The organism is Cellvibrio mixtus subsp. mixtus J3-8 (assembly GCF_000766945.1).
Lineage (GTDB): Bacteria > Pseudomonadota > Gammaproteobacteria > Pseudomonadales > Cellvibrionaceae > Cellvibrio > Cellvibrio mixtus_A.
Window position 1 is genome coordinate 12,947 of sequence record NZ_ALBT01000033.1, and the last position, 17,549, is coordinate 30,495.

Here is a 17,549-nt window from a genome sequence, read left to right on the forward strand (position 1 = left end):
TAAACTGGACGGGAGAATATCCCGCGAAGACTTAAAGTAAGGAAACAGTGATTTGGCACAATAACATAAATGAATAAAACAGATCCATAAGATGGAATGCGGATCGATTACCCATAATTCAATTGATTTAACTTGCCAAAAAACAGGTGTCAAGCCTTACGGGTATGTTTTATGGGGCCAGCAATAAATTATTTAAAAAATCCAGCGCCGGGCTCATGAAGATAAAAATTTCCGATAGCGCACCCATTCAACGCTAGAATGGCATCCTGGACAATTGATAAAATTACTCAATAATAATTAAAGGGATATACAGACATGAAAGTACTCTACTATTGCCTTAGAAAACCCGGTGATCTCCATGGCCGCCTCAGTGGTCCCCGTCGCTCAAGCAGGATTATTTGTAAAGCTATTCAACAAGCAGGAATACAGCTCACAATTATAGACAAGGAAAGCTATTCAAGTGCTTATTGTGCAAGCCTCGAACAAGAGCACGACATTGTCCATACTGACAATCCCGATATTCTATCGGATCAATTAAAACGCAGTTTTATTCCTGATGTTATTGGAGCCAGAAATTGGGCGCCTTCTAAATATTATCGCGATTTTCCTGGCGGATTTTTTCAGTACCCGGGCTACGAACACGCTCCTGATAAGCTTTATGATGATGCGATCTGGATCAGAAATAGTTTCCAGGAAGAAGAATTTAAACCGGCGCTTTTAAAAAAAATACGGATAGTCCAACCCGCAATAGAAATTGATGAAATATATCCAAATGAAAACGTAAAACCCGAAGAAAAAAAATATATTTTATGGGCAGGAAACAAGGAACGATGGGAAAAAAACTGGCATATTATGGATCAGCTTATGAGGAGCGTAGAGCTTCCATCGAATTACGAATGGTTGATCCTAAATAACTATGAGGAGCAGGATTATTTAAATATATTGGATCACACCGCGCTGATGATATATACCAGCCAATTTGAATCATTCGGATTTCAGTTATTTGAAGCTTGGGCAAAAGCAATCCCTGTTATTTATCCCGCTTCCTTGTGGGGAAAAATGGGCTTTAACGGTTGCGGAGGTATTCCTTTATCAGCAAACAGCCTGGAGGCCTATCAGGTAGCGTTAAAGGCATTTTTGGCGAAACCTGTTGCAGCACAAGAAATTGTAGGCAAGCAATCAAGAGATATTGTTTGCCGTGACTTCAGTATTGCAAGATTAAGCAGGGAACTAAAAATTATTTATCATCAGGCTTTTATTTCAAAACAATCCCCATCACCAATAACCATACCTAATAGTTAAATTTCTTACTTATATTGGAAGACTCAAAGGAATTTTCATGAGTGTGTCATTACTAATTGCTTATAGAAATCGGGAACATCATCTAAATGAACTAGTCAATTATTTCAGAAAAATAAATTTTCATCATGAAATTGAAATAATTGTTATCGAAGGAAGCGCCGAGCCAACACTAACTATGCTCCCCCCTCTATTACCGTACCTAAAAATCTTTCACGTTCCAATGATAGGTGCATTTCATAAATCTTTACTGTTAAACCTGGGGCTCAAGGTGGCCAGTCATGAATATGTGATTCCTTATGATGTTGACCTTCTTCCGCTCAATAATGCAATAGATCGATCTTTGAAAATAGCCATGGCATGTCCTGAAATTTTAGTATCAGGCTATAGATTGATGTCTGACACTCCATTTTATAAGGGTGATATCAATGAGCTTGGTTATGCTCCGGAAGATTCACAAAGCGCTGTTAAAAAACAAATTGTGAAAGGTGAGCGGTTTGGTGTTTGCCCGATATTTAAAAGGAAAAGACTGATAGATATTGGGGGGTGGGATGAAAAGTTCATTGGCTGGGGGGCAGAAGACCAGGACATTATCGAACGGTATTGTGGTAATAGTATAGAAATGGCAAGATTCACCAGTGTCGCCTATATACACTTGCATCATGATAATTCCGCAGGCTGGAATGATATAAGCCTCACTCAAAAGAACAGGAAACATTATTCAGAAAAGCGAAATAAAAATAATTAATTAAAAGGAAATAATTTAAATCGTGATAAAAGTATATTTGTTTGCTACAGGAAACCTTGTGGCAGAATCAATGATAATTGCAGCAAGAGCATTGGAAAAACTATCCGATGATTGTGAAGTTAATATAATAACTGATGACAGTTTTTGTATTGATTTAAATGGTTCATTGTCAAAATTTAAAAAAATAGCCGTTAATCGCCAACCGATTGAGTTTAATGAAGGAGATATATTAATAACTGGGCTAATGTGGCCCGGAATCATTGAGCGGAAACTGATTTATTCAGCAAAATCAAAAAAAGCTACAACAATTATTTTGTATCAGGATATAGCAGGAACTGCACAGAAGTTATTTGTTGATGACAAACTGCTTTTGCCAGATTACATCTGTGTTTCAGATAAAATAACCTATGAAAATTTATTGTTGGCGGGAATACCGGGTAGCAAGCTTGCACCAATAGGTAGTCTATATATAGATGACATTTTTAATTCCTACCAAAACAAAAATATTTCAAACAATAATATAGTTGCATATCTATCGGTACCCAATAGAAATGATTTTAAAATGTGGGGCGAGGATCTTGGCTATGACGAAGTCATAATTGCCAAGGAGATTTTTGAGGTATGCCAAGAGCTTGATCACAAACTATATATACGCAAGCATCCCAAAGAGTACCAATCAAATAAATACCAAACATTTCATCGCGAAACCAACTGCGTAGAAGATTACACTGCCAGCAGCATCATAGATTTTATTGAAAAATGTAGTGTAATAATTAGCACCTATTCAACTGCATTAGTCATAGCTAAAAAAATCGGGAAACACACCATAAGTTTTCAGCCCAACTGCAATTCTCCTGCAAGGTCGGAGTTATACCGGGCAATGAACATTCCTATATTGAGTGATAAAAAAGAAGTTTTAAAATCTATAGAAAATTACAAAAATGGAACCAAAGCAAGGAAAAGTGAATACTTATTCTTCAATAGAAATAGAGCCGAAGATGCATTTCTTGATTTTATTAGAGAGATTTTAATATGCGAAATCTCCTAGATATAATAATAGCTGCCACTCAAAAACCTGAAGTAGAGAAAGTTGTTGCTCATTTGCACTCGATTTCAAGTGAAATAGGATCCATCATAATAATAGATTTCGATGAAAGAAAACCATCGCTGCCACATGAAAAAATCCACAAACTTAAAGCAAAAATAAAAGGATTTAAGTACATCTTTGTAGAAGGACAACAGTACTTTAATAAATCTGTTGCATTAAATATAGGTGCGAGCTATTCCTCATCCGAAATAATATTATTTTGTGATGCCGATATTTTACTGGAGCGTGAATTTTTGAAAAATGGTATAGAGATATTATCTCAAGACGAAAAAAAATTTATTACCCCTGAATTTGTAACCGAGTCAGACACAGGAGAAAACAGGCTTGCTCCCGGCATATGCATGTTATACAAGAATAATTATATGCTTATAAATGGTTATTCAAATGAATATAAGGGATGGGGAATGGAAGATATGGATTTTATTGAGAGATTGAAAAAATCTGGCATGAAGCGTGTTTTATCTTCTTCCGGTATACATATGTCTCACCCGGATGAGGCAAGAACACAAAATTATCATAGTAATTCAGTAGATGAAATGAGAAGGCAAAATAGGGCATTGTTCCAGAAAAAAATCGAAGAAAACAATCTGAATGGAACAATGGACATAGATATCATTAATACTAATCACAAGGAGTATATAAATTGAATCAGCTATTGAAGACTCAGGTTTCAGATTTAAATTACAGCACCAATTATGATGAAATTCGTATTGAAAACACTAACCTCTGTGGTTACAAATGTTATTTTTGCCCAAGAGAAGAGTTAACAAGGAAGAAAGGGGTTATGCCAGTTGAAGATCTGGTGACCATTATAAATCAAATAGGCGACTACAGAGGTTCGGTGGATTTGCACGGTTTTGGCGAGCCATTACTTGATACAGATCTACCACAAAAAATCAGGTTGATAAAAAGCAAGTGGCCCCATTCCAAAACGAGGATAATCTCTACACTCGGCCTTTCATTGAGCGATGAGTCATTTAAACAGGTTGTTAATAGTGGGCTTGATACATTAGAAGTCAGTTTTTATGGTATAGATCGAGAGAGTTACAAAAAATCTCATGGTGTTGATAAGTTTGAGCTGGTCAGAAGCAACTTGACTTTAATATCAAACCTTATAAGAGAATCAAGCTCATCATTGGAGATGGTGGTGCGCGACTTGCCGATTATTAATAGCGATAGCGACAAAAGAAAGGAAATTGAGAGCTGGCTATTAGGCCTTGGCGTAAATAAAGTTAGCAAACATAACATGCACAATTACGGTGGAGGAAGAGAATATAACCAACCACCAACAGAAGGCGTGTGCTCTGTTGTTTGGGGATATAGAAAGCGCGTACTGCAAGTAACTTGGGACCTTAATATCATTCCTTGCTGCTTTGATTCTAACTCAACAATAATTTTTGGTAATTTGCGAGAATCCTCCCTGGAGAAAATATTTCAGGGTAAGAAATATATAGAATTCATAAATTCGCATAAAGAAAATAATTTATCAGGCTACCCGGTTTGTGAAAAATGTGAGCGCTGCTTTAAACCTTAAATAGAAAGAATGTTACGATGGAAATACAAAAAAATCCCCTGGTTTCATGCTTGTGCATAACTAACAACAGACTAATTTTTTTAAAGCGGGCTATTAATTGTTTCAAAAACCAAACATATGCGAATAGCGAATTATTGGTCGTATGCCTGGATACTGATTTGGCAACAGTCAATTACATGCAAGACCATCACCTGAGCGAAGAAAATATTCATTTAATAATCATTTCAAGCGACCTTAACTTAACACTAGGCGACATGCGAAATGAATCTATAAAAATCGCTAAAGGTGAGTTTTTTTGTGTATGGGATGATGATGACTACTATCACTGTGAACGACTATCTCGAAGTATGCACGCCATTAAAATTTCGGGAAAAAATGGTGTAGTGCTAGGAAATGTAATTATTCATCACTTGGCAACTAATTCCTTTTATATGTCTGTTACCAGGCTATGGGAACAAACATTAGTATTTAATAAACAAAAATTGCTAGATATAAATGCAGGGTATGCCTCCTTAAATAAAGGAGAGGATACCGCACTGGTTAGATCTATCATTAAGGAGCTGTACTTTTTAAAAGATCCCACTTTATATATTTATACTTTCCATGCGTCTAACACATGTGATGCCTCTCATCTTCATGCTCATTTAAAAGTGGGAGAACGTTTAGGTAATATTCAGGAAGGGATCCTCCACACCTTGGTGTCTGATTGCAATGAAAAATTCGCCGCGAACATCCTTGACTCCCATGAATTTATGGAAGGTTTTCCGTTAGTTACGCAAGCAGATTTGTTACCTTGGGGAGTAAAGCCATTTTGCACCTATCCAAATCCTAGAAGAATTGATACTGAGGTAGGGATATGCCTATAAATAACACTGAGGGAACTCAAGTGCATAAAAGGTCAGTTCTTTTTATAGTTATAGATACACCACGTGAAATAGATTTACAGTACATTATTAACAATATCAATTCGCAAAAAAACATTCACCAAAAGATTGCCATAATTACTAAAGGCCAAATTAATCTTGGGCTATCCAATGAAAATTCAAATAATACTTTTATATATGGTTCAAATAATGAAGATTTAAACAGTTTAATTAATTCAATAATTATTGAATCAAGTGAAGAATATGTTTCCTTTTGGTTTAAAGGTCAATGGAGCCACACCAGCAGAATTATCTATCAAATAGAAAATATGGAGAGAACACACAAAGCTATATCCGTATTAAATTACACATTAATGTATGAAAAAAATCTGAAAATGGCAGCCGTATCACCTAGATTTTTAAATTTCACATCCTCATTATGGAAAAAAAATTATCTCCTTGAGTTGGGTTGTACAGGAATATCATTGGCAACAGGAAAAACACTAGATGTATCAGGCGATATATTGAAAAGAATATCGCCAGTTACCTTGCCTTATTTATTGATAATTTTTGATGAGGATCAGAGTCAATCAAGGGATGCACGATATGAGTATATATGGGACTCTTTTATTCCTGTGAGCGATAACTTATTAAATTTGATTAACGGAATAGAGAGGATCGATGTTTACACTGATGGTTTATCAAAAGCCCTTGAAATTCCCAAGGCCATAGAAAATATCGAATACGCCTTCACACGAGGCGAAATCCTACTTTAATTATGATCGCAAACTTTCATGACAAATTATAAAGGCCAAATACATATTGCACGCCTGTACAATATTTTAGTCTATGGTATTTTCATACTGATTTTTATACTCATAAGTTCTGTTTTTATTTTTCCAATAATGGACACTGTAAGACTAAATGGGTCCGTCAAAGACAATACCATTATGATCAGCGCCCAAAACTCCGGGATTGTTGATGAGGTATATATTCAGGAAGGCGTGGCGGTATCCCCTAATGACCGCATTATTAAAATTGACATGGGGAAATCAGCCCTCTATGACAATGACAGCTACAACAAGCAGCATGCCAGCCTCGAAAAGCGAATGAATTTTATTGGGAATCAACTAAAAATACTGGAGGAACAAAAAAATAACCATTTGGATTTGCTGTCCATTACGATTAAAAAAAATCGCGAAAAATTATTAATGTTAAATAAAAATATGGAGTCATATAAAAAAATACACGAAGAACAAAATAGTATTTTAGAAGGTATTAAGAACAACAAAGTTAAAAACATTATTTCTAGAAAAGACATTGCCGATCTTGAAATACAAGTTGCAAATACAAACTTTAAAATACTGGATATAAGCAACGAAATAGCTTCAAGCGACTCTGAGCTCAATATATCCCAAAAAATGCATGACATAGAGATCATGAATATCAATCAAAAAATCGAAGAGGAAAAGGTCAAGCTAGCAGAAATAACACAACAATTAATTGAATACCAAAGTAACCATGCAGAAATATCGAACGCCATTATTGATGGAACGGTTTCCAGAATTTACGTAAAAAAAGGAGAATTTGTTGAAAAGGGATCAGTCATTGCAGCCATCGCGCCAAAAGTCAATTCCTATGAAATTTATTTACGTTCAAGCAGCCGAAAAATAGGAAAAGTTCATGTTGGCCAAACGGCAAAGATATGGTACCAGGCATTTCCACGCGCAGATTTCGGAACTTATGATGGAGTTATTAGTTATGTGGGAAAGGAGCCTGATTACGCGCTAGCCTCAACAACGCCATATAAAGCTGATATGGATACCTATTTAATAAAGGTGCGAATTGAGGATCCATATGTTTATAAAAACAATGAAAAGTTTTCGCTAATAAATGGGAGTGCAGTAGAAGTTTCCATTCAATTGGGCAAGAAAAAAATAATTTTCTGGATATTAGGATCATTGCTAGAAAACAAGTAGCTGAATATTAGAGATGCAACATGGAATCATCTGAGCTAATCGATAAGTTTTTCCATAAAAACATATCACCAATACAACCGAATAAAAATCAGCCGGCCGATCTTTCATCGGCAATATATGCGCTACTGAATAAATACGATGTAAAAATAGATAAAGATTATGTGGATAGTTTTTTTATTCGATATTCCATATCTGATGATATGGATAGGTTTATTGAAAGGTCCAAATATTTTGAAGCAGATTTTTGTTTGCTTAATTTAGATACAATAGAAGAAATCAATGATTCTCTTTTACCCTGCATCACCAAAATCAATAATGATCATGTAATTGTCACTAAAGCAAAACAAAAACACTTCCACATTTATAACCCTAATCTGGGTGAATATACCGTGGCGGCACATGAGCTGGATAAAGCTTTCGTCAAAAAAATTATTTATATAAAAAACATTTATACCGATTCATCAAAAAATGAAAAAGTTATTGGTTTGCGGGAGCTTTATAAAAATGTTTCCGGCTTTAAAGAAACCTTAGCTAAATTATTTTTATTGGCTTTATTTATTCAAGTATTTGCATTCTTTCTTCCTCTATTTGCACAGCTTGCAATTGATAACATTATCCCTAACTATGACAAATGGTTATTGATGATTATTGCTGTTGGTTTTATATCTATAGTAGTAATTGATTCTTTCGTAAAAATTGTCGCTGGTCTTGTTACCACTAATTTACTGGTTTATCTGAATTCAAATACATTAGTTAGTGTATTTGATCATCTTGTTCATCTGCCTTCTTCTTTTTTTGATGGAAGACAAATGGGGGATATATTATCGAGATTTAAATCGATTGAACCCCTAAATGGAAAAGTCACTAAAAGTTTGGTTGAAATTATAATCGACTCGCTCATGACAGTAACAATGTCAATCGTAATGCTGATTTACGCACCGCTTATAGCTTTTATTTCCTTGATTTGTTTTATATTGATTACCGTAATCAGGTTTGGATTCAATAGTATCCTTAAAGATCTTGAAAGAAACGCAACGGAAAGATATGCGGAATCATCAAGCTATTTCATAGAAACTTTTAACTCAATGCAAAGCATTCGGGTTCTACAAGCAGAAAGCAAACGGAGAGATCAGTGGCTGGAGAGGCATGTTAAAGCAATACGGTACGACCAGCATCGAATAAAGCTGGCGCTTACTATTGATAACATAGCCGATATGATAAACGGTATCGAAATGATTGTTGTTATTGCGCTATCGGCTCTTTACGTTATTGAATCATCAATGACATTGGGAGCTATGTTTGCTTATTTGAGTTATAGAACATTATTTTCAACACATGCCTCGCGTTTAATTAAAAATATATCAGACCTGAGAATTCTAAATATTTACCTATCTAGAATCAGCACAATTCTTAACCATAAACGCATTAACTACATTCAATCAGATTTTATAGATGCCGATCCATTTGATCCTTTTTCAGGAAGAAATAAAATATCTATTTGTTTTGAGAAAGTTTCGTATAAACAAAGCAATACAAATAAATTAATACTGAAGGATGTATCCTTTCAAATATCATTTGGAGAACTGGTTTGTATTGAAGGTGATTCAGGAGCTGGAAAAAGCACATTGATAAAACTAATGTTGGGAATATTATCACCAAACACCGGGGTGATATCTATTAATGGCCTGGAATTAAATCCATTTGAAAAGCACTCAAGGACAAATTGTGCTGCCGTTCTCCAAGGGGATAGAATTTTTGACCAATCAATTGCTAAAAATATTATTGGTGCAAGCTCTGAGATAGATATGGAAAGGATTATAGATTGCTGTAAAAAAGTTAATATGCATGATGAAATAATGCAATTATCTGCAGGATATGAAACTATTTTGCAAAGAAATGAAATGAATATTTCTGTCGGGCAGGAAAAAAGGCTTTTATTAGCAAGGGCTTTATATTTGAAACCCCAAATATTATTTCTTGATGAAATAACCAGCAATCTGGATCGCAGCAACGAGCTTTTGATTAATAATTTAATCAAAAGCCTTCACATCACCAGAATAGTTATTGATCATAGAAAATTCCTTTCAGCAAAAGCTAATAAAATCATAACCCTGGATAAAGGAGAGATAGAGATTGACCTCGTTGACCATTCCTAAAATATTTCAAATAGGATTTAATTTAACCGACTCGCTGTCACTACATAACTATTTGCTGTGCAATGGCATAAAATCTATATTTGGTGATAGCGGAAAGCTTGCAATCTCTATGGTCAACAATAGCTTGGCAGGTGCTGATGTTTTCTATAATTATGAAGGCTACGATGCATTCTTTGATATGGAAGCAATAGATGAAACAGGGAGTTTCATCTATGCATACCAGTACTGTCTGGATAAAATCATTGCTCAGTACCCTGCTGCACTATATATTTTCAATACCCAAAACGTTGATAATTGGATACAGCGGCGCTCTGAGCTTTATGGCTATCTGCCATCCGCCTCAAAATTCCTTAAATGCTCTGAGCTGGAAGTAAAAGAAAAATGGAAAAAAGATTTTGAAGATCATACAGTCAATGTATTAAAAAAATTTAAGGGATGTGATAATTTTTTAATCCATAATATTGATACAGATGGTATTGAAAACATTAATAATTTTTTTAATCGACACAGCATAAACCTCGATCCGACCCTTTATAAGCCATACAATGAAACCAGAGGTAGTACTGATCTTTCCTATCATATTAAAAATATCAGGGAAGCTGCGCTATTTTTTAAATACCATAAAGATGATTTAAATACGGCAATACAATTATTAGAGTTAGCGCAACAACACAGACCATGTTCGTCATTTTTTAAAAATGAGTTATTTGCATGGACCGAAATCAAAAACAACCATCAGAATAATGACCATGCTAAATAATTTCGATGAATACTTAAGCTATTTAGAATTATTGGGAGCATCAGAATATAATCACATTTCCGGCCCAATGATTAACCATTTAACTGGAACGTATAATATTTTGTCCTCATGGGGTGCTCCATTACTAACCTGCAAAGCAGGGCTTTTTCATGCTATATATGGTCCACAAGGATTACCATCACCCTTAATATCACTGGAGAAGAGATCAGATATCAAAAATTTTATTGGACATGATGTTGAGGAACTTGTTTATTTTTATTGCGCTTGTGACAAAGGCTTTGTATTGCCTCAATTCAAGACAACATCTGAGATTATATTTAAGGATAGGTTCACAGGAGAGGAAAAAAAATTCGATAAAAATCTGATGACCAGTTTCTGTGAGTTAACAGTCGCGAATGAAATTGATGTGGCGAGAGGAAAAGACGTGGAAGTATATAGCGATGAAATTCTTGCTATGTTGAAAAGTATGCGTATCTATATTAATAAAAATGCACAACGTGAACTCGATTCTATTTTTAAAAAACTGCCTATGTAAACCCTCGCTATTTGTAGTGCATTATTTTAAACGTGATATTTTTTTTCATTCGGTATTAAGCTGTCCGGGGGCTTGCCATCAGCACGGACTGTAATGAAATAAGACCGACATTGTAGGTTTTAAGTGAGTAAATAAAACGCTCATTATTTTTCCATAAAATCCATGCGCATTTATGAATTGACTTGGCTATTAATGCATGGAGAAATTGGGAGGATCATGGCAACTTATAAGCACCTTCTCTTAGATTTTAACGTTCTTACTATGAGAAAATATAATGAATAATTTTGATGTTTTGGTCGTAGGATCTGGTGCGACAGGTGGCTGGGCTGCTAAAAGCCTGACTCAAAGAGGATTGCGAGTGGCTTTGCTTGATGCAGGGCCTCAGCTTAATGCCAAGGAGGATTTTCAGCGTAGATTGATCAGTGGTAAGGCAAAGCAAAATATTGATCGTATAGATGGCTCTATGAATGCGACAAGTGATCGTCAATTTATCCAGGCCAGTTGTTATGCGTATACTCCTTCTACAAAACATCTGTTTGTAGATGATTTGGATAACCCCTACGAAGTTGTTGAGGGAAAGCCGTTTAACTGGATTAGGTGTCGTCAAGTCGGCGGGCGTTCTAATTTGTGGGCACGAGTTGCAATCAGGATGTCTGATTTTCAATTCAAAGGTAAATATCAAAATCTGCCATCATGGCCCATTACTTATCAAGATGTCAGTTCCCATTACGATGAAATTGAAGATTTTTTTCATGTTTCTGGATACAAGGAAAATCATCCGGAAGTACCTGATGGAATATTTATCGAGGACGATTTACCCCCCCAATATTCAGAGCTCGCATTAAAAAAAGCAGCAGTAGACCTGTGGCCAGGTAACACAAGATTATTTCGATTGCGCACAACCACTCTCGCACAGCCTTACGTAAGTATGATTTCACGTGAAGCACTTCCTTTTTATAGCAGCTCAGGTTCAACTATTCCGAGTGCCATCAATTCAGGATTGGTGAGCGTAATTCCCAATGCGGTAGTACACAGGATAATTATGAGCGTTGATGGAAAAAAGGCGCAGGGTGTTGAATATTTTGATGCGATGTCAGGTGAATCCAAAGAGGTAACTGCAAAGGTTGTAATGTTATGTGCGTCCACCTTGGAGTCGACAAGGATTTTACTCAACTCCAAATCCGGCAAACACCCTAATGGTGTGGGAAACTCCTCTGGTGTTTTGGGGCATTTTTTGATGGATCATGTATGTGGGGCGTGGGTGAGCGGGACTAAGCTTCCCTCTTTGACCGATGAAAGGGATACTCACATTTACATGCCTCCCATACGCGTCAACTCGTCCCTTCCTGTTGGAGCGCAAGGATATTTATCATCCAAGTCTGTCAAGTTTATTGGCTTTGGTGAAATGAGGCCTCGCTATGAAAATCAAGTCACTATTAGTGAGGAGTTAAAAGATAAATGGGGTATCCCTGCACTGAAAATTGAGTGTGAGTATTCAGAAGAGGAAAAAGCAGCTACGCATGAATGGAGGCGATATATGGAGGCATTCTTAACCCATGCGGGCTATAAGACGAATGTTTCAACTGAAGAGCTTAGTGTGCCTGGGTCAGGAATTCATGAAGTAGGAACAGCAAGAATGGGAAGTGATCGAAAAAATTCGATATTAAATCCTTATTGTCGCTCATGGGATGTACCAAATCTTTTTGTGACCGATGGTTCTGCTTTTGTGACGTCTTCATATCACAACCCAACATTAACCATGCTGGCACTTACAAATAGGGCTTGCGTGCATATTGCAGAGAATTTTAGTTCGGAGTTCGCATGAAGTCTAAAAATTGGCGCTTGGCGATAGATGGAGCTGAGCCTACAGTAAAAACCAAATTACCCCCACCTACTCTTGGCGGATTAAGGATAGGGGATGACGAAGAAGAAGCTGTACTAAAGGTACTCAGAAATAAACGATTGTTTCGTTACTATGGTGCTATCGGAGGTGTTGAATCCCAAGTTGATAATTTTGAAAAGCTATTAAGTACAAGCTTGGGGGTTAAGTATGCTCTCGGTGTAAATTCAGGCACATCGGCGTTATCCTGTGCAATGACTGCAATGGGAGTTGGGCCAGGAGACGAAGTAATAATTCCTGCTTATGCCTGGGTGTCAAGCGCAGCGTCTGTAGTCAGGGTTGGTGCTGTACCAATTCTTGCCGAAATTGACGATACTTTTTGTCTTGATCCTAAGGATCTTGAAGAAAAGCGTAGCCAATACACTAAAATGATTATGCCCGTACATATGTGCGGTGCATCGTGTGATATGGAATCAATAGTAAATTTTGCAAAGAAATTCAATTTGATGGTGTTAGAGGATGCGGCGCAGGCTTTAGGAGCCAGTTACAAGGGCGCCGCCCTGGGTAGCATCGGGGATGCAGGAATCTTAAGTTTTCAATGGAATAAAATGATAACAAGTGGTGAGGGCGGAGCTGTAGTGACTAACTCTCAAAAAATATACGAGCGATCTCTTTTATATCATGATGTACTTGGAGCGTTTAGAGAAGGTGGTGACCTGCAAATTGATGAAATCCCTTTTGGAAATGCGTATCGTATGTCCGAGATACAGGGGGCTATTTTGAATGTTCAGATGCGAAGGGTTGAAGGTATTCGATCAGATTTGCGTACGCACAAAAGACTTCTATTGGAGCAAATTAATCCTGTTCTCGAGAAAAATGGAATTAAACAGCGGCGCTATAACGACCCGACAGGTGACACAGCTACTGATATATTTTTAACATTCCAGGAGCAAGACTGTGAAAGAATTCCATTTATCGCTAAAGCATTGTTCCATGAACGAGTACCAGTAAATACATTTTCTAATGATTTGCATGTATATGATACTTGGGTTCCGCTTTTCTTTAAAACGGCCTGGACGAAAAATGGAGGGCCCTGGCTACACCATCCTAGAGAAATAAATTATTCTCCCTCTATGTGCCCAAAAACCCTCCAACTAATGTCGTCGACTATAAAAATTCCCTTAAGTCCTGACATGAGTATTGAACAGAGAGAACAAGTGGGTCTGGCCATAAATAAGGTTTTGGATGTGGCGTTGTAGCCATTTCTGGCTAAAAGCTGCTGAGGTTTGAATTGCTTAAATGTGTGTAAGCCCCTATCAAACCTCACTGTAATCTTTCTACTGCGCACGGCCTCGCATCGTTGGATAATTCCAGCGTACACGAACTTAAAAATCTGCCACCACTAATTTACAATCTTACGAGTTATTCTGAAATCTTGTGAAATCGAAAAACTACTTAAACTATTGATTTATATAAAATGATAACTCATAAAATATCACTCAATATTCTGCACCTGCTCGCGCATCTGCTCAATTAATACCTTCAATTCCACTGCTGCCTGCGTGGTTTCACTAACAACAGATTTTGATGAAAGCGTATTGGCTTCGCGGTTTAATTCCTGCATTAAGAAATCCAGGCGGCGACCCAGTGAATCGGTTTGTTTAAGGCTGCGTTTTACTTCGATGACGTGAGTATCCAGGCGATCCAGCTCTTCATCGACATCGGCTTTCTGCGCGAGTAATACAACTTCCTGTTCCAAGCGTTCAGGGGCTAAATCTATTTGGATGGCGGCAAGTTTGGTTTGTAATTTTTCGCGTTGTGCTGCGAGAATTTCCGGCATCCGTGAACGCACTGCTGCAACATGGGTGGAGACACTGGCGAGGCGGTTGATAATTAATTGTTCGAGCTCCGCGCCTTCGCGCGAGCGGTGTTCAATTAAACCTTCCAATGCTGATTCAAACAAATCCAGCGCTGCTCTATGCAGCGCCTCGCGATCCAATTCCTGTTTCTGGATCACACCGGGCCAGCGCAAAATATCCAGCGCATTCACAGGGGCGGCAGCGGCACCCAGCAGTCCGTTGATTTGCTGTGCGGACTTGGTGAGCTGGGCTACTTTGGATAAATTGATACCCAACTCGGATTCACCTTCCTGTTCCCATTGCACGCTCAGGCTGGCTTCTACCTTGCCGCGTTGCAGGGCTTTACGCATGGCATCGCGCAGGTAAGGTTCTATTTCGCGGAAATCTTCTGGCAGGCGGAAACTGGGTTCAAGGTAGCGGTGGTTTACACTGCGGATTTCCCACACGAGGGTTCCCCAGGGGAGTTTGGCTTCACGTCGGGCGAATCCCGTCATACTGCGTGGCATAGCGGCTCCTGGAACTAAGTCGTTCTTGGCAAAGGTAAATTCAAGCGGGGCGGTTACGTCAGGCGACTATAACTGGTAGAGTTCCCCGGCACATTAACATTCGTTTACAGATGCGGGATGGTACCACAGCTTTTTTATCATCCCTTTGAATTTCTGATTTTTTCCCGCAGTAAGGATCCTATTTATGCAACGTCCCAGTGGCCGCACCCCTCATCAGTTACGCTCCGTTCGTATCACCCGTCACTACACCAAACACGCTGAAGGTTCAGTGCTGGTGGAATTTGGTGATACCAAAGTTATTTGCACTGCCAGTGTGGTGAATTCTGTACCGCCGTTTTTGCGCGGCCAGGGGCAAGGTTGGTTGACCGCAGAATATGGCATGTTGCCGCGTTCTACCGGCACCCGTATGGATCGCGAGGCAGCGCGAGGCAAGCAACAGGGGCGCACGGTGGAAATCCAGCGCTTGATTGGCCGTTCGTTGCGCGCGGCGGTGGATTTAACCGCGTTGGGTGAAAACACTATTCATATCGATTGCGATGTAATCCAGGCCGATGGCGGTACACGCACGGCCTCTATCACTGGCGCCTGGGTGGCATTGGCTGATGCGATTAATTTCCTTAAAGCGCAAGGCAAAGTCACGGGCGAACCGCTCAAGCGTGCGATTGCTTCAATCTCTGTTGGAATTTATCAAGGCGTGCCGGTGCTTGATCTGGATTATCCGGAAGATTCATCCGCAGATACCGACATGAACGTAGTGCTGGGTGATGACGGTGGCATTATCGAAATCCAGGGCACTGCAGAAGCGGAACCCTTTACCGAAGCCGAATTTGCCGCAATGTTGGGATTAGCCAAGCAGGGAATTGCGCAATTGCATGAGTTGCAGAAGCAGGCGCTCAGTGCCAATTAAATAAAAGCGGTCTCGTAAATAAAAACGGCCTCGCGCTTACGCGAGGCCTAACACCACACTAACGAGCATTCTCTAACTTCCACACCAATTTGGTTTGATGCCAGCAAGCGACCGCTTTGTCACCTTCCATGCAGGGTGAAAATTTCCAGTTGCGTTTTGCGTGTGCAATCGCGGCACTATCCAAACGCTCTGAGCCACTACTGGATGCTAATTGCACGTCAACCACTCGCCCCATTTCATTGATATATAAACGCAAACCGGTTGCGCCTTCCTGAAGCTTGCGGTGAACGCAAAATCAAGCGGCAACGCTGAAAACCTGAATGGCAACGCCGGATTTCACGCGATTATTTTCGGTGAAAATTAATCGCCGATGACTAAAGTGTAGGCTGCTAAAAAATATTGAAAATGGCCAAATAAAATTGTTTATGCGCGCGTTACGGAAAAACGGGGTGGCGCATAAAAAATCCGCAAAAACCGGTGAGATTTTTATGCGGATTTTTCAGGGGCGTTTACGCGGATTATTCAGCAGGAATCAAACCCAGGTTGCGCACGATTTGCGCCGTAGGTTCAGTTTGGTTCATCGTATAGAAATGCAAACCGGGAGCTTCGTTTTCCAGCAATGTTTCGCAGAGCTCGGTTACCAGTTCTACCCCGAACGCTTTCAAGCTGGCTTCATCATCGCCGTAATTTTCCAACGCTTTACGCAACCAACGCGGAATTTCCGCCCCGCACGCGTCGGAGAAGCGGATTAAATTTTTGTAGTTGATGATCGGCATAATGCCGGGGTAAATCGGCTGGGTAATGCCGGCCTTCTGGCATTGATCAATAAAGAAAAAATACGAATCCGGATTGAAAAAATATTGCGTAATCGCGCTATTTGCACCCGCGTCAAACTTGCCTTTTAGGTAGCGCACATCATCGCTATAACTGTTGGCTTGCGGATGGATTTCCGGGTAAGCCGCTACTTCCAGGTGGAAGTGCCCGCCGAAATGTTTGCGGATGAACGCAACCAGTTCATTGGCGTAGACTAATTGGGAGCCGCCGCCCATGCCGGATGGCATATCGCCACGCAATGCAACAATACGATCTACACCCGCGTCTTTGTATTCCTGGATTAATGCGTTGATCGTCTCGTCATCGTCACCGCCAAATGACAAGTGTGGTGCGGTGCTAATACCATCGCGCACGAACTGGGTAACCAGGCCTTTGGTGTTATCGCGAGTGGAACCACCGGCGCCGTAAGTGACGGAAAAAAAATCCGGATTGAAAAAATTTAATTCGTTGCGCACATTGATCAACTTTGCTTTTCCTTCCGGTGTTTTTGCGGGAAAGAATTCAAAGCTTAAGCGCAATTGTGAGTCTGTCATAATGGTGCTCTACGTAGGTTGGGGCGGGCCGCGTAGGCTGAGGTGACCCCAACACAATTAACGAGGATAAATAATTTTTAAGCGAAGA

16 protein-coding genes and 1 pseudogene are annotated in these 17,549 nt (G+C 39.0%); 14 read left to right on the forward strand and 3 right to left on the reverse strand.

Annotated features, from left to right (window positions below; all coding sequences use genetic code 11):
- Positions 1-315: 315 nt before the first annotated feature.
- The 13 genes from A596_RS01565 (at position 316) to A596_RS01625 (ending at position 14,081) form a co-directional block, all read left to right on the forward strand.
- Entirely contained in the window at positions 316-1,302 is a 987-nt protein-coding gene (locus A596_RS01565; RefSeq protein ID WP_039912238.1) for a glycosyltransferase family protein, read from the forward strand.
- A 37-nt stretch (positions 1,303-1,339) separates the two neighbouring features.
- Positions 1,340-2,047 (forward strand): glycosyltransferase family 2 protein, encoded by a 708-nt coding sequence (locus A596_RS01570; RefSeq protein WP_039912239.1) that lies wholly within the window; start codon positions 1,340-1,342, stop codon positions 2,045-2,047.
- A gap of 58 nt (positions 2,048-2,105) precedes the next feature.
- A complete protein-coding gene (locus A596_RS01575) occupies positions 2,106-3,095 on the forward strand; it encodes a polysialyltransferase family glycosyltransferase (RefSeq protein WP_039912242.1) in 990 nt (329 codons plus the stop codon).
- A complete protein-coding gene (locus A596_RS01580) occupies positions 3,080-3,802 on the forward strand; it encodes a galactosyltransferase-related protein (protein ID WP_039912244.1) in 723 nt (240 codons plus the stop codon). The genes A596_RS01575 and A596_RS01580 overlap by 16 nt, the downstream gene beginning before the upstream one ends.
- Complete coding sequence (locus tag A596_RS01585) at positions 3,799-4,689, forward strand: radical SAM/SPASM domain-containing protein (RefSeq protein WP_039912246.1); 891 nt, start codon at positions 3,799-3,801, stop codon at positions 4,687-4,689. The genes A596_RS01580 and A596_RS01585 overlap by 4 nt, the downstream gene beginning before the upstream one ends.
- Before the next feature lie 17 nt (positions 4,690-4,706).
- Positions 4,707-5,555, forward strand: a complete 849-nt coding sequence (locus A596_RS01590; protein WP_039912248.1) for a glycosyltransferase family 2 protein — start codon at positions 4,707-4,709, stop codon at positions 5,553-5,555.
- Positions 5,546-6,328 carry a hypothetical protein gene (locus A596_RS01595; protein ID WP_039912249.1) on the forward strand — a complete coding sequence of 261 codons (783 nt, stop codon included), beginning with the start codon at positions 5,546-5,548 and terminating at the stop codon, positions 6,326-6,328. Before A596_RS01590 ends, A596_RS01595 begins: the two co-directional genes overlap by 10 nt.
- 174 nt (positions 6,329-6,502) lie before the next feature.
- Positions 6,503-7,531: an HlyD family secretion protein gene (locus A596_RS01600; RefSeq protein WP_160280059.1), complete on the forward strand. Its 1,029-nt coding sequence runs from the start codon at positions 6,503-6,505 to the stop codon at positions 7,529-7,531.
- 20 nt (positions 7,532-7,551) lie between these two features.
- Positions 7,552-9,687 carry a peptidase domain-containing ABC transporter gene (locus A596_RS01605; protein ID WP_039912252.1) on the forward strand — a complete coding sequence of 712 codons (2,136 nt, stop codon included), beginning with the start codon at positions 7,552-7,554 and terminating at the stop codon, positions 9,685-9,687.
- A complete protein-coding gene (locus A596_RS01610) occupies positions 9,665-10,447 on the forward strand; it encodes a hypothetical protein (RefSeq protein ID WP_039912254.1) in 783 nt (260 codons plus the stop codon). The genes A596_RS01605 and A596_RS01610 overlap by 23 nt, the downstream gene beginning before the upstream one ends.
- Positions 10,437-10,982 (forward strand): DUF6817 domain-containing protein, encoded by a 546-nt coding sequence (locus A596_RS01615; protein ID WP_039912255.1) that lies wholly within the window; start codon positions 10,437-10,439, stop codon positions 10,980-10,982. Before A596_RS01610 ends, A596_RS01615 begins: the two co-directional genes overlap by 11 nt.
- A 274-nt stretch (positions 10,983-11,256) precedes the next feature.
- Positions 11,257-12,807, forward strand: a complete 1,551-nt coding sequence (locus A596_RS01620) for a GMC oxidoreductase (protein WP_039912256.1) — start codon at positions 11,257-11,259, stop codon at positions 12,805-12,807.
- Complete coding sequence (locus tag A596_RS01625) at positions 12,804-14,081, forward strand: DegT/DnrJ/EryC1/StrS family aminotransferase (RefSeq protein ID WP_039912258.1); 1,278 nt, start codon at positions 12,804-12,806, stop codon at positions 14,079-14,081. Before A596_RS01620 ends, A596_RS01625 begins: the two co-directional genes overlap by 4 nt.
- Before the next feature lie 236 nt (positions 14,082-14,317).
- On the opposite strand, the gene A596_RS01630 is transcribed toward A596_RS01625, so the two are convergent.
- Positions 14,318-15,187, reverse strand: a complete 870-nt coding sequence (locus A596_RS01630) for a YicC/YloC family endoribonuclease (RefSeq protein ID WP_039912260.1) — start codon at positions 15,185-15,187, stop codon at positions 14,318-14,320.
- A 184-nt stretch (positions 15,188-15,371) separates the two neighbouring features.
- On the opposite strand from A596_RS01630, the gene rph reads away from it, so the two are divergent.
- Complete coding sequence (gene rph, locus A596_RS01635; RefSeq protein ID WP_039912262.1) at positions 15,372-16,094, forward strand: ribonuclease PH; 723 nt, start codon at positions 15,372-15,374, stop codon at positions 16,092-16,094.
- A gap of 58 nt (positions 16,095-16,152) precedes the next feature.
- On the opposite strand, the pseudogene A596_RS01640 reads toward rph, so the two are convergent.
- Together A596_RS01640 and metF are read right to left on the reverse strand one after the other, a co-directional pair.
- Positions 16,153-16,362: pseudogene (locus tag A596_RS01640) on the reverse strand (energy transducer TonB); the annotation flags it as partial.
- Between the two features lie 250 nt (positions 16,363-16,612).
- Positions 16,613-17,461: a methylenetetrahydrofolate reductase [NAD(P)H] gene (gene metF / locus A596_RS01645; protein WP_039912266.1), complete on the reverse strand. Its 849-nt coding sequence runs from the start codon at positions 17,459-17,461 to the stop codon at positions 16,613-16,615.
- Positions 17,462-17,549 lie beyond the last annotated feature (88 nt).